We start from the raw sequence: 13,532 nt of genomic DNA on the forward strand, positions 1-13,532 counted from the left end.
CGCTGTGTGCGTTGGTGTCACCCCCCCCCTACTATCCGGGGCACGACCGCGGCCGGGACCCGGGGCCCCGGGTCCCGGCCGCGGTCGTCCCGGCAGTTCTGATGGCGGTGCCAGGCGGCGCGGTCGGGCTCCCCGGTTCAGCTGCTCAGCAGCTCTTGCGGTACGTCCGTACCGAGGAAGGCGAGGAGCGCTGCGAGTCTGCGGTCGAGTTCGACGCCGACCCGGGCCACCTCCGGAATTCCCAGCCCGGCGAAATGAGTGCTCGGCTGGTCCACGCTGAAACAGGCCGCTCCGGCCTCGTTCTCCCAGATGACCGTGCGCAGCGGCGCGTAGAGCATGGTGCGCGGGTCGTGCCGGTACATCCGCTCGGCGATGGTGTGGTTGCCCATCAGGTACCAGTAGCAGACCGCCTGGTCCCCGGCGCGCCGGAAGAGGGGATGAGCCTCGTTTTCTGTGAAGAGCATGAAGCCGTGAGGTGCGGCCGAGTCGATGAGCTCCGTGATCTCGGACCAGGCTGCTCCGTTCCGGACGAGGGCCTCCAGCTCCTCCTCCGGAACGCGCGGTACAGCGGCCTCGTAGCGCTGCCGGAAGTCGGACGCGGACGGCACGGCAACGTCCAGACGTCGCACGGGGAAGGTGCTCACTTCGCCTCCAGGCGGATGTGGGTGGGATACAAATCGACCATAACCCCACCGCTCTCCGTGGAACCGGCACATATGTCCTCTGGGCGCCCCGTGGACGTGTTACTGCACCATCGGGCAATCACTCCCCAAGGAGTCCATCGGCTACCGTCACACTCGCGAAGTCCGGCCGTGTACATCGGCCGGGGCCGCGCGTCCGCGGTGGCCGTCGGCTTCGGCCGTCGGCTTCGGCCGTCGGCATCCGGTCCGGTGTCAGACGCTGTTGGCCTCGTCGAAGGCCTTGAGCGCGTCCCTCAACGCGGCACGGGAGGTGATCCCCAGCTTGGGGAACACCCTGTAGAGATGGGCGCCGGCCGTTCGGGGAGAGATGTTGAGCTGCCGCCCGATCTCCCTGTTGGACAGTCCGCCGGCCGCGAGTTCCGCGATACGCCGTTCCTGCGCGCTGATCTTCACCCCGCTCCTGGAATCCGGGACCCTCACACCGACACCGGCCGCCCGCAGTTCGTCCCGTGCGCGCTGCGCCCACAGAGGTGCCTTCAGTTGCTGCTCGAACAGTTCCAGGGCCACGCTCAGCTGGACGCGAGCGGCCGTGTACTCCCGGCGGCGGCGCAGCCACTCCCCGTAGTACAGGCGGATACGGGCGTATTCGTAGGCCCACAGGGAGGCGTCCGGCACGGCGAGGGCCGCCTCGTAGAGCTCCCTGGCCTGGTCGTCGGGCGCGGTGATCGCGACAGCCCCGGCGAGAATGACCGCGAGGTGCGGTGAGATGGTGTCCAGGCGGGCCCGCTGCCCCGCCTCGACGTGCGCACGCGCCTCTGCCGTTCTGCCGGTTCGCATCGCGGACTCCACGAGGTCCAGGAAGATCCGCGAATAGTGGGGGAAGTGCGGCGGCAGTTCTCCCGGCGGGGTCAGTGCGGAGGCCAGCAGGTACGCCTCCTCGAAATCACCGCGGCCCACAGCGGCCCGGGCCCAGACCTCGTTCACGGTGGTCATCAGCAACTGCATGCGCCGTGGCTGAGCCCATGTGGTGATCGTCTCGCAGTGCTTGCGCAGGGCCTCTTCGTCGCCGCGGCCGGAGGCGACCATGGCCAGTCCGTAGGTGAAGATGATGTGGACCAGGTGGTAGTCGTGCTCGGTGGCATCCGCGATACCGTGCGCCACGATCGCCTGGACGCGGTCCCATTCACCCCGCATGAACGCCTCGTGCGTCTTGGCCACCACACCGAAACGCAGGCCGTCGTACGCGTCGTGGCCGACGGCGTCCCGCCACACGCCGTCGTAGAACGTGAAGCAGTCGAGGTACATGGCGGTGTAGATCAGCCAGTTGACCTGCCACAGAGGTGTGTCAGGAGACAGCGCGGCCGTCGCGCGGTCCAGCCGCTCCCGTACGTCGTGCGCGGTCCGCGCCGGATCGGCGACGCAGTCGAAGCACATCCGGGCGGGCTCGGAGATGCGGTCCAGCGCGCTGTACACGGCGGGCCACAGCTCCGGCCGGCCGCCCCACACCGCTGTGTTGAGGAGTACGTAGAAGGCGTCGTCGAACGCGTCGATGTCCTCCGTCGAGGTGGGGCGGGGAGCCGCCGCCATGACCGAGGGCAGGATGCGGTAGACCGCCTCGATGTCACCCTCCCTGTGGAACTGCACATAAGCCGCTGCAGCCGCCCCGCGCAAGGTCTGGGTGGGCTGGGCGCCGGCCAGTTCGTGGGCCATGTCCAGCAGGCCGCCGACACCTGCGGCGAACGCCGCTTCGTCCAGACGGCGGGTGCGTTCGGCGGGGTCCTGGCTGAGTTCGGCCGCGCGACGGTAGGCGGTGGCCGCCTCCGCGGAGCCGCCACGGGCCATGGCTCGCTCCGCCGCACGGGTGAGTTCGACGGCGACCGCCTCGTCGGGGTCCGCAGCGGCGTTGGCGAGATGCCAGGCACGCCGCTCGGGCTCCGCCTTCAGGATTTCCGCCAGGGCACGGTGCGCCGCCCGACGACGTGGACCCGGTGACATGTGGACGACGCAGGACCGGACCAGGGGGTGCCGGAAGGTGACCTGTTCGCCCAGGTGGTCGATTCGCACCAGCCCGATGCGCTCGGTCGTCTCCAACTGCCCGTCGTCCCATACCTCTCCGGCCGTCGCGCAAGCCGCCCGGATGTCCCCGAGATTGCCGGGGCGCTCCCCGTCCAGGGCCGTCAGCAACAGTGCGAAGCGCGTCGCGGAGTCGAGTTGCCGAATGCGGTCGGCGAACACGCTCTCCAGACGGCTGCTGAGCGGCAGCGTGACGGGAAGGGCCTCGGCTCCGTCCCGTTGGGCGTCGGTGAGCTGGCCCGGCAGCTCGACCAGGGCGAGCGGGTTGCCTTCCGACTCGTGCAGCAGTCGCCGCCGCGTCGGTTCGGCCAGCCCCGGGTGGCTGTTGTCCAGCAGTACCAGCGCGTCGGGGGCCGGCAGCGGGCCGACAGGAAGAACGCGCAGCCCCGTGGGATCCAGCGAGCCATGCCCTCCGCTGCGGGCCGCCATGACGAACGCCGCCCGGCAGCTGCTGAGCCTGCGGGTGACGAACGTCAGTACCTCGGCGCTGGAACGATCGATCCAGTGCACGTCGTCCACCACCACGCAGAGAGGCTGCGCCTTCGACGCCACTTGGAGGAGCGCCAGGGCCGCCGCCGAAATGGCGAAGCGGGCGGGCGCCGATCCCTCGCGGACGGACAGCGCCTGTTCCAGCACACCACTCTGGAAGGCCGGAAGCTCCTCCAGGTGGTCGAAGAGCGGATAAAGAAGCTGGTGCAGGGCGGAGAACGCGAGTTCCTGCTCGCTCTCCACACCGACCACCTGCAGTACACGCAGACCGCCCGCTCTGGCCCGCCCCGTCAGGGCGTCCAGCAGCGCGGTCTTCCCCACGCCGGGGTCGCCCTGCAGCAGCAGTGCGGTTCCCTCGTTCTCCGCCTCGGCCAGCAGCGCTTCGAGTGCCTGCAGCTCGGACGTACGGCCAACCAACAACGTTCCTCCCGTGCCAGAGGGCGGTTGCCCGTACCAGCACCCACATGATGGGGAACGGAAGACGGTCGGCACATCCGTCAGTCGACTGGTGTCGGCCGGTCCTGGGAGCCTTCGGCCAGGAAGCCCAGCGCCTCCCGGGCGAACTCTTCGTGGTGCTGGAACAGGAAGCCGTGACCTGCGTCGGGATAGACGCGCACCCGTGCGTCGGGCAACAGACCCGCCAGCAGGTAGGACGCCCGGGCCGGTGTCACCAGGTCGCGGTCCCCGAGGACGACGAGGGCCGGCTGCGCGATCTCCGGGACTCTGCTCAGAGCACCGGCGTCAGGGACGCCCCACTCCACCATCGCCTCATACTGCGCTTCCATGGCCGCTCGGGTGACCGGCCGGTCCCGGTCGTGCTCGCGTTCGATGTACCGGCCCAGGAACTCGAGCCCACTGCGCTGGCTGGCCTCGGTGTGGCTGAAGAAGGTGTACAGGTAGTCCCCCAGCTTCGGCTCCTCGGCGTTCGCGCGGTCGAAGACGTCGTCCGGCCAGCCGTGGATACCCGGGCCGCCCCTGGGGGCAGTGGCCACGAGAATCAGGCGGCGCACGGCGGCAGGGCGAAGCAGCGCGAGCGCCTGAGCGGCGTAGCCGCCCATCGAGAAGCCCAGCACGTCGGCGTGCGACACGCCGATGGCCGCCATGAACGCAAGGGCGTCGGCGGCGGTGCCGTCGATGGTGCGCGGTGTGGTCCCCGAACTCAGGCCGACCCCGGCATGGTCGAAGGTGATGACGTCGCGCTCGGCCGCCAGCGCGTTGACCAGCGCCGGATCCCAGCTGTCGAGGGTGCCCCGGAAGTGCGAGAGCATGAGCAGCGGCGGCTCCGAGCTGGAACGGCCGCAACGCCGATAGGCGTACCTGACGCCGTTCGCGGCGTCGACCATGAGGTTCGGTGCGTCGATGTACACGTCGGTTCCTTCGCTGGGAGGGGTACGCTCCCCGCTCAGCGGGAGCTCCGTACGTCGTCGAGTCTGACGATGTCGCGGAGTCCGGGCATCAGGCATTTGACCATAGGAGCGTTTCCGCATCCGTCTCACGGACGCGTGACGGACCGACGGGCGGAACCGAGCACGTATACGTGTGGCAGCGGGGCGCCGATCGGCGCCCCGCTGTCCACCCGGTCTTCGCACCGCTGTACGACGCCTTCGGCGTCAGGCGGCGTGGTCGCCCGCCGAAGCGGTGTTCTCGTCCGGCTCGGCCTGGATCAAGGTGTACATGACCGACCTCTGCTGCTTGTGCCGCTCGACGAGTCCCTTGGCGACGAGGCCCTCCATCGTGTTGCGCACGACCTGAGGGGTAGGCGCCCTGTCGGGATACGTGCTCAGGAGTTCCTCGCGCAGTTCTTTGGCCAGCCTGGGCTCGTCATGCCTCTTGAGGAGGTCGGTGAGGAGGTGTCCCAGCAGCGGGCGCTGCGGGGAGACCGGTGCCTTCTTCTCGGGGGAGGGCTTCCCGGCGGGCACCCTGGTCCGGCCTGCGGGGGGCTTGGCAGACGGTTTCGGGCTGTCCGGCGCTCCCGCGGTCACGGCCGGCCGCTGTGCCTGCTCAGGCACAGCGGCACTGGGTTCGGCGAGGCTGAGGATGTCCAGGAGCAGCTTCTCCTCCTCCTGGAGGGCCTCGATCTGCTGCGCCAGTTCCTGTTGTTGCCGGCGGTTGTCCTTGAGATCGGAAGCGGCTTGCTGCGTGTATCGCGATCGGATCGTGGCGGTGGCTGACTTAGCGGGCACAGCCTTCACTCCCTTGTGTGCGTGGATGACTGGGGCATCGTACTCAGACATTGCACACAAGAGGAACGGAAAGCGAAGAAGAGCCGCCCCGGAAGACATGTGCTCGCGGACGGCTCCTGACACGGGGCAGTGCGCCATGTGTGGAGAGGTGGAGGACGGTACGAGGCGCGAAGATGGCCCGGAGGAGGGGGGCGGGCAACGGCTCGCCCCCCTCCGTGCAGGTCATCCACAACCCACCTGTCCATCTTGCCGCTCCTGAAGTGCCGACGGGGCCATGGGCCGGCGCCGGTGCGTGCCGGGGCAACTGGTGTGCCCGGCCGCGCAGAAGGGGCTCCGCGCATTGAACCTCCGGGTGACGGCCGTCGTGGGCCTGTGTTCAGACGGGCGGGAGCAGGCTCTCGGTGAGGGCGTCCCAGTCCAGCAAGGTGTCCTCCCTCCCCGAAGGCACCATGGCGTACGTGTCGTCCAGCCATCGGCGGACCGTTGTCAGGTCGGCCACGAACGTGGCCCTTACCTGCGGGCGTTCCAGCCTGAGATACAGGGAAGGCCGGTCGTGCGGCCCCCGTGAGGGCCATACCTTGAAGTCGCCCTCTCCGCTGAGCCGTTCGGTACCGGCGGCCAACAGATCCCGGCCGACGACCCAGGTGACCCCTATCCCCGCGGTCACGAGCAGGTGCATGCGCACCGCGAACGGATCGTCCACGCTGTAGGTGAACTTGCCATCGACCTCGCTCCGGTCCGGGGGCGCCGACAGGAAGTGAAGGGTGGTGCGGAGTTCGGTGTGGTTTCCGTGCTCAGTCATCTGACCGGCGTCCTTTTGGTCGGTTGCGAGGCCCGTGCCGCGTCGCGCGCGTGGTGACCCCAGGGACATGAGGGATGCGGGAGAGCGATGTCCGCGGGCGTTGCCCGCGGCCGTCGCGCCCGGCGGAGGAAGCGGTTCTTCCCTAGAGGGGCGCGCGGACGTGACGGGCCGCGCGGGCCTCGCGCTGCCGGATGGTCCGTCGTTCGTGCTCGCTGAGGCCGCCCCATACGCCCGTCTCCTCACGGTGGTCGAGCGCCCACGCCCGACAGGTACGGATGACCGGGCACTGCCCGCAGACGGCCTTGGCCTCGGCGATCTGTCCCAGCGCCGGTCCCGCCTCGCCGATCGGAAAGAACAGCTCCGGGTCCTCGAACCGGCACAGGGAACGGTGTTGCCAGGCGGGAGCGGACCGTCCGGGCCCTCCGTCCCCGGCGCCCCGGCGCCACAGCGAGAGTTCCCTGGGGACAGGGGACAACGGGGCCCCGTCCAATGCTTTCATCGCCACCTCCGCGAGAACCTGTGTTCCTCCACCCTGGCCAACCCGGGCGCGATGGGCATCAGTCGTCTGACTGTTCCTGGTGGGAAAGGAGCGACCTACGCCGTCTCCAGGCCTCAACGCACTGACGCCGGCGTTCGGAACCGCGGAGAGAAGCCCGTGGTTCCGAACGCCGGCGTCAGCGGCGTCGAGGGAGGAGAGGTTACGGCTTGGCCGGTTCCTCCGGCGCCAGGAGTACGGCGATCCGGCTGGCGTGTGCGACCGCGTCGCTCACCCGGGGGTTGAAGAACGCGGAGACCGCGCTCCTGTGATGAGGGCTGACGATCAGCAGATCGGCCTGGAAGTCCTCGGCCGCCGCCGATATGAGAGCGGGAACCTCGGTGGTCAGCCCATGGACCAGACGCCCGTCGGCCTTCACGCCGAGTCCGTGGAGCTCGGCCAGCGACTCGTCGAGGATGGCTCGTCCTTCGTTCTCCTCCTCCAGGACCATCACGGTGCCCGCCGTCACGGCGGACGCCACCACGTGCAGTACGTGGACATCGGCCTTCGTCAGCTGTGCCATCCTTCCCGCCGTCAACAGGGCTGTCCGGCGAGCGTCACTCGGGTCGATGGCCACCAGGATGCGTTGGAACATGGGGCGTCGTCCTTTCTCCGGCGGTGCTGCGGTCAGCGCGGCACCGCATCGACATGGGGGTCATTCAGGCAGGAGGCACTCGCCTCGTCCGGTGTTCTCGCTCGGGCGCGCGGGCCGCGCGCCCCTGGAGCGGGCCGGGGGTCCTCCTGAGCATCCAGGCTGGAAGCCGTGGCTTCGACACCTGGACGCGAGCCGCACAACGGCCACCCGCAAAAATATGACCAGCCATATTCACATGTCAATGTGGCCCTGTGTGAACTGCACAGCGGTGTGAGCCGGTGGCCCGGGGCATTTCCGTGCGTGCCGCGAACGCAGTCGGACGACTGATGCCGCGTGGTGCGCGCCGTTCTACCCTGGGCACGGCCATGACCGGTCATCACCAGCCGCACGGGTGGCCTTCAAGGGCTGTCGCCGGCTGGACTGCCGAGAAGGAGACGGTCTCCCGGAAGGAGGAACGCGCCCATGCGGGTCACGGAGCCGCGGAAACCGGAGGCGGGGCCGGGCGCCCATTCCTCCGGTCACCCCTGGGACGTCGCTGAAGGTGGGTCAGGGCATCAGCGGCGGTCCGACGATCTGAATACCGTGCGCGGCAGCCATCCGCGTCAGCTCCTCAGGATCGGGCATGGGGCCGGCCTCCGGCGGCACAGCGCCACTGAAAGGCGCCCCCGCTTCCTCCACGAAGGCGTCGAAGCCACCGCCCGGGGTGTGCAGCGTCAGGAAACGTGCCGTCGGAGACGTCACCACGAATCCGTGCGCCAGCCCACGAGGAAGGAGCGCGAGCGCACCCGCCCCCACGCTGCGTACGTCATTGCCGACCTCGACCCGCAGGGTGCCGTCCAGGACGAGGAACGTTTCCTCGTCGGACTCGTGCAGGTGCAACGGCGACATGTATCCGCGTTCACCGGTGTGCTCCAGCAGTGCGTAGGCGCCCGCGGTATCGGCCGCCCGCGCGCGCATCCGCACCAGACCGCCGAGGAACTGCAGGGCCGGCTGGGTATCGGGGTCAGTGATGACCGGGGTCGTGATGTTGCCAGGCAGGGAAGTCACTGTTCTCCTCGCTCCTTCTTCATTCCGCTCGTATTCGAGCACAAGGCGATGCGCGCGGTCCAAGACCGATTCGTCATCACCTCATGCCGAAACGGGATGCACGCGCCGGCGGCCTCGCAACCCCGTCGTCGGCCGGCCCTCACTCCCCGTGGCTACCGTCGTACAAGAGACCGAGGAAGATTCGAAGTGACAGACCGAACTCCCGTTGCCGTGACCGATCTCCAGGCGCAGCGTTCCGAACCCGATATCGACCCACGGCTGCTGCGGGCGTTCCTGGCCGTCGCCCGGGAAGGTCACTTCGGCCGTGCCGCAGACCGTCTGATGGTCGCTCAATCGGCTCTGAGCAGGCAGGTGCAACAACTCGAACGGCTGCTGGAGGTGTCACTGTTCGCCCGCACTCCGCGGGGCGCGCGGCTGACCGCCGCGGGGCGGCTCGTGGTGCCGCACGCCGAGAACGCCCTGGCCCAGAACCGGCGGCTCGTCCATCTCGCCAGGGCGGCGGCCGGGCGAGAGGGGACGAGAACGCTGAGGATCTCGGCCCCCCTGCCCAGTCCTCCCGGCGGGCTGCTGGCGGAAGCGGTGCGCCATTTCCGCGCCACGCACCCGGACGTGCAACTGTCGGTGGTGGGCCTGGACGACAGCGACATCGCGGGCGCGTTGCGGGACGGCCGCATCGACGCGGCTCTCACCTGGGGCAGGGATCTGGGAGCCGACCACGCCCAGGTCCTGCTCGACGAAGGGGCCAGTGCCCTCCTGGGACGGCATCACGCGTTCGCGGGCGCGTCGGAGATGCCCCTTGGCGCGTTGGTGGACGAGCCGGTTCTCTTTCCGGTCCGGGAACGCGGACACTGCTGGGACGCGCTGCACGAGATGGCCGCGGCCGCGCACGTCCGGCTGACGCCCGTGCCGACGGCTCCCTCCGCGGTTCCCGACCTGGTCGCGGCCGGCCTGGGCGTGTCCGTCGTTCCGGCCTCCTTCCGCTTCGCGGGCTACGCGGACGTGGCCTTCGTACCTCTGCCGGGTCTTCACCATCGGATGAGCGTCGTGTGGAACGGGGACAGCAGGCGGGCCGACGTGGATGGCTTCGTCGCTTCCTGCCGGGCTGTGGCAACGGGGCTGAGTGCCTCGCACCCCGAGACCTGGCGGTTGCCCACGGCGCCCGTCGCCCGGTAGAGGAAAGGATGCCGACGGTCCGGAGGGCTCTTTCATGAATCGGGAATTGCTTTCTCTGCACCAAGGAAAATCTGACTTATTCGGAAGAACGGGCTGCATGGATTTCCGCGTATGCGAGCCGAACGTATGGCGCGACTGCATCAGGATCGCCTGACGGCTTCTGCTCCCATGCCCGAGAACGGTGGCGGACGAGGTGACGCTCCGACCGGCGACACGGACCTGCTCACGAGGGCCGCGCTCTGCGCACACTGGCGATCTCGCGGACGGACGCGTGCTGGGCAGGAGTGGGGACACACCCGCGACGCGCTCCCGGTTCCCCGAGTGCGCCGGGCAGGCAACATGCATGTGGCAGCTCAAGTGAGTCACATGTGTACGGCCGGCACACGTCGTAAGTCATACAACGGATAGCCAGGGGTGGCACCGCCGGAAGGATGGGCGAGGTCTCCCCCGGCCGGGCCCCTCTGCGGCCGTCCGGGTTGTCCCTAAGAGGAATGAGAAACGATCATGACCGTGATCACGGGCCCGCTCGCCAAGCAGGAGCGCGACGACACCGGTGCTCTGCTGCAGAGCACCCTGGTGGATCTGCTCGACCTTTCGCTGCTGGCGAAGCAGGCGCACTGGAACGTCTACGGCCCGCGCTTCCGCGCCGTCCACCTGCAACTCGACGAGGTGGTGACCACGGCCCGGGACTACGCCGACCAGGTCGCCGAGCGGGCGGCGGCGCTCGGCGTGAGCCCGGACGGGCGAGCCGGCACGGTCGCGGAGAACAGCGGGCTGCCCGCCTTCGTGTCCGGCTGGGTCGACGACGGGAAGGTGGTGGAAGCCATCGTCCAGGTCTTCTCCACCCTCATCACGCGCATGCGCGCCCGCATCGACGAGGCGGGCCGGTCGGACGCGGTGACGCAGGACCTGTTCCTTTCGCTGGCGGCGGCTCTGGAGAAGCAGAGCTGGATGTTCCAGGCGGAGAACCGCGCCTGATGTGCCACGGTCACCCCCGCGGTGACGACATGCCCGTGCGCCCGTAGAAGCAAGGAGACCGCCCATGAAGACGAATCAGCGCATTCTGCACCACATCACGGAGATGGCGGACGAGGAACGCCGGCTGCGGGACCACCTGGTCACGGACGGGGCAGCGGACCCTGCCGGGAACCGCGCCCGACTCGTCGAGCTGGAAAGGGAGCTGGACCAGTGCTGGGACCTGCTGCGGCAACGACGGGCCAGGTCCGAGTTCGGGGAGAATCCCGACGAGGCACACGTGCGCCCGCAGTCCCAGGTGGAGAACTACAAGTCCTGACGCGACGGGGGCCGGCCCACCGGAGTCGCCGCCCCGGCCGACACGTCAACCGTCCGACCAAGTCCCAAGGAGCCACTGTGTGTGCGTACCCGACCGGGGCGGCCGCCCCCTCCCTACCGGTCAGACCGTGGCCGCCTCACGGAAAGGGGCCGGTCCGATGAACCGTTCGCACGGCAATCCGCTGCGTGACCTCGCGGACCGGCGGCTCCCGCGTGTCGCGGGGCCGTCGGGTCTGGTCATTTTCGGAGTCACCGGCGACCTCTCCCGCAAGAAGCTCATGCCCGCCGTGTACGACCTCGCCAACCGGGGTCTGCTGCCGCCGGGCTTCTCGCTCGTCGGTTTCGCCCGCCGGAACTGGCAACACGAGGACTTCGCCCAGGTCGTGCACGACGCCGTCAAAGAACACTCCCGCACGCCGTTCCGGGAGGAGATCTGGCAGCAGCTCATCCAGGGCATGAGGTTCGTTCAGGGCGCCTTCGATGACGACGAGGCGTTCGAACGGTTGCACCGCACCCTCGAGGAACTGGACAAGTCCCAGGGCACCGGGGGCAACTTCGCCTTCTACCTGTCCGTGCCACCGAGTTCCTTCCCCGTGGTCACCCGGCAGTTGAAGAAGCACGGCCTGGCGGACCGGAGCGACGGCTCCTGGCGCCGCGCGGTGATCGAGAAGCCGTTCGGGCACGACCTGAAGTCGGCCAGGGGCCTCAATTCCCTCGTCCACGAGGCCTTCTCCCCGGACCAGGTCTTCCGTATCGACCACTACCTGGGCAAGGAGACCGTCCAGAACATTCTGGCCCTGCGCTTCGCCAACACGATATTCGAGCCGATCTGGAACAGGTCGTACGTCGACCACGTGCAGATCACGATGGCCGAGGACATCGGCATCGGCGGCCGTGCCGGGTACTACGACGGCATCGGCGCGGCCCGTGACGTGATGCAGAACCACCTCCTCCAACTGCTGGCGCTGACCGCGATGGAGGAGCCCGCCTCCTTCGACGCCGACGCGCTCGCCGCCGAGAAGACCCGGGTGCTCGGCGCGGTCCGGCTGCCCGATGACCTGGGCCGGGACACCGTCCGTGCCCAGTACACGGCCGGCTGGCAGGGGGGCCGGAAAGCGGTCGGCTACCTCGAAGAGGACGGCATCGACCCCCGGTCCACGACCGACACCTACGCCGCGGTCAAGGTGGGCGTGGACAACCGCCGTTGGGCGGGGGTCCCCTTCTACCTGCGCACCGGCAAGAGGCTGGGCCGCCGCGTCACCGAGATCGCGGTCGTCTTCCAGCGCGCCCCGCACTCCCCCTTCGCCTCCTCCGTCACCGAGGACCTCGGGGCGAACGCGATCGTCATCCGTGTCCAGCCCGAAGAGGGCGTCACCGTCCGCTTCGGCTCCAAGGTGCCGGGCACCTCGATGGAGATCCGGGACGTGCTGATGGACTTCGCGTACGGCGAGTCGTTCACCGAGTCCAGCCCCGAGGCCTACGAGCGGCTCATCCTCGACGTGCTGCTCGGCGACGCCAACCTCTTCCCCCGCACGGAGGAGGTGGAGCTGTCCTGGAAGATCCTCGACCCGGTCGAGCGGTACTGGGACACCAACGGCGAGCCGGCCCGTTATCCCTCCGGTACCTGGGGACCCGCCGAGGCCGACGACATGATGGAACGAGACGGACGGAGCTGGCGCAGGCCATGAGAATCGACCTCGACGACACGACGGCGGGGGCCATCGAGCGCGCCCTCGTCCAAGGGCGCCGGGCCATCGGCACGCCGGCCGCGGACATGGTCCTGACGATGGTCATCGTCACGGACGAGGAGAACGCGTACGACGCGACGAGGGCCGCCGAAGACGCCTCGCGGGAGCATCCGTCGCGGACCCTGGTCGTCATCAGGCGTCCCGCCCGCATACCGGGTGCGGGCACGTGGTCGCACCTCGACGCGGAAGTGCGGGTCGGTTCAGAGGCCGGCACCGGCGAGACGGTCGTTCTGCGCATGTACGGCGAAGTCTCCGAGCACGCCGAGTCGGTTGTCCTGCCCCTGCTCGTCCCTGATGCCCCTGTGGTCGTCTGGTGGCCGGTGGACGCTCCCGGCATCCCCCCGCGCGATCCCTTGGGTGCACTGGCCCAGCGCCGGATCACCGACGCCTCCACCGCCGCGGCGCCCCTCCGGGAGCTTCAGGCCCGACTCCGTTCCTACGCTCCCGGCGACACCGACCTCGCCTGGACCAGGCTGACACCGTGGCGCTCGGCCCTCGCGGCGGCCTTGGACCAGGCCCCGGCAAGGGTGACCTCGGCGATCGTCGAGGCCGAGGCGGCCGACCCGAGCGCGGAGCTTCTGGCCCGCTGGCTGGAGGCCCGTCTGGACGTGAGCGTGGGCAGAGTCGCCGGCGCGGGTCCGGTCGTCACCGCTGTGCGGCTGGGCACGGACGACGGTGAGCTCGTCATCGAGCGCCCCGCCGGCCCGGTGGCCTTGCTGACCCTGCCCGGCCAGCCTCCGCGGACCCTCGCTCTGAAGGTCCGCCCCACCTCTGACCTCATCGCCGAGGAGCTCAGGCGCCTCGACCCCGACGACATGTATGCCATCGCCCTGCGCGGCAGGGGCGTGAAGGAGAACGGTGTTCATGTCTGACCATCAGCCCGAGCACACCCGCGCCGCGGCTTCGGACCGCGGTGCGTAGGTTGCACACGTAGCCGCGAGCGACCGGGACCC

Annotated in this window: 13 protein-coding genes; 5 read left to right on the top strand and 8 right to left on the bottom strand. The window is 69.4% G+C overall.

The window, feature by feature from the left end:
• Positions 1-137 precede the first annotated feature (137 nt).
• The 8 genes from ABZ454_RS10525 to ABZ454_RS10560 form a co-directional block, all read right to left on the bottom strand.
• Complete coding sequence (locus ABZ454_RS10525; RefSeq protein WP_359537146.1) at positions 138-644, bottom strand: DUF302 domain-containing protein; 507 nt, start codon at positions 642-644, stop codon at positions 138-140.
• Between the two features lie 249 nt (positions 645-893).
• On the bottom strand, positions 894-3,620 hold the full coding sequence (locus ABZ454_RS10530; protein ID WP_359537147.1) for an AAA family ATPase: 2,727 nt from the start codon (positions 3,618-3,620) through the stop codon (positions 894-896).
• Between the two features lie 80 nt (positions 3,621-3,700).
• The gene (locus tag ABZ454_RS10535) at positions 3,701-4,570 is read right to left on the bottom strand and encodes an alpha/beta hydrolase (protein ID WP_359537149.1); all 870 of its coding nucleotides are present in this window, start codon (positions 4,568-4,570) and stop codon (positions 3,701-3,703) included.
• A 243-nt stretch (positions 4,571-4,813) separates the two neighbouring features.
• A complete protein-coding gene (locus ABZ454_RS10540; protein ID WP_359537150.1) occupies positions 4,814-5,386 on the bottom strand; it encodes a hypothetical protein in 573 nt (190 codons plus the stop codon).
• 376 nt (positions 5,387-5,762) lie between these two features.
• The gene (locus tag ABZ454_RS10545) at positions 5,763-6,188 is read right to left on the bottom strand and encodes an SsgA family sporulation/cell division regulator (protein WP_359537151.1); all 426 of its coding nucleotides are present in this window, start codon (positions 6,186-6,188) and stop codon (positions 5,763-5,765) included.
• Positions 6,189-6,330: 142 nt separating this feature from the next.
• Positions 6,331-6,636 (bottom strand): WhiB family transcriptional regulator, encoded by a 306-nt coding sequence (locus ABZ454_RS10550; protein ID WP_359537478.1) that lies wholly within the window; start codon positions 6,634-6,636, stop codon positions 6,331-6,333.
• 250 nt (positions 6,637-6,886) lie between these two features.
• Positions 6,887-7,318 (bottom strand): universal stress protein, encoded by a 432-nt coding sequence (locus ABZ454_RS10555; RefSeq protein WP_359537152.1) that lies wholly within the window; start codon positions 7,316-7,318, stop codon positions 6,887-6,889.
• Between the two features lie 546 nt (positions 7,319-7,864).
• Positions 7,865-8,428, bottom strand: a complete 564-nt coding sequence (locus ABZ454_RS10560) for a cupin domain-containing protein (protein ID WP_359537153.1) — start codon at positions 8,426-8,428, stop codon at positions 7,865-7,867.
• A gap of 123 nt (positions 8,429-8,551) precedes the next feature.
• On the opposite strand from ABZ454_RS10560, the gene ABZ454_RS10565 reads away from it, so the two are divergent.
• The 5 genes from ABZ454_RS10565 (at position 8,552) to opcA (ending at position 13,451) form a co-directional block, all read left to right on the top strand.
• Positions 8,552-9,538, top strand: a complete 987-nt coding sequence (locus tag ABZ454_RS10565; protein WP_359537154.1) for a LysR family transcriptional regulator — start codon at positions 8,552-8,554, stop codon at positions 9,536-9,538.
• A gap of 504 nt (positions 9,539-10,042) precedes the next feature.
• The gene (locus tag ABZ454_RS10570; RefSeq protein WP_359537155.1) at positions 10,043-10,516 is read left to right on the top strand and encodes a DNA starvation/stationary phase protection protein; all 474 of its coding nucleotides are present in this window, start codon (positions 10,043-10,045) and stop codon (positions 10,514-10,516) included.
• A 64-nt stretch (positions 10,517-10,580) separates the two neighbouring features.
• Positions 10,581-10,832 (top strand): DUF2630 family protein, encoded by a 252-nt coding sequence (locus ABZ454_RS10575; protein WP_359537156.1) that lies wholly within the window; start codon positions 10,581-10,583, stop codon positions 10,830-10,832.
• A gap of 157 nt (positions 10,833-10,989) precedes the next feature.
• A complete protein-coding gene (gene zwf / locus ABZ454_RS10580) occupies positions 10,990-12,519 on the top strand; it encodes a glucose-6-phosphate dehydrogenase (RefSeq protein ID WP_359537157.1) in 1,530 nt (509 codons plus the stop codon).
• A complete protein-coding gene (gene opcA / locus ABZ454_RS10585) occupies positions 12,516-13,451 on the top strand; it encodes a glucose-6-phosphate dehydrogenase assembly protein OpcA (RefSeq protein WP_359537158.1) in 936 nt (311 codons plus the stop codon). Before zwf ends, opcA begins: the two co-directional genes overlap by 4 nt.
• Positions 13,452-13,532 lie beyond the last annotated feature (81 nt).

It is taken from the genome of Streptomyces sp. NPDC005803, from assembly GCF_040630435.1.
Taxonomy (GTDB): domain Bacteria; phylum Actinomycetota; class Actinomycetes; order Streptomycetales; family Streptomycetaceae; genus Streptomyces.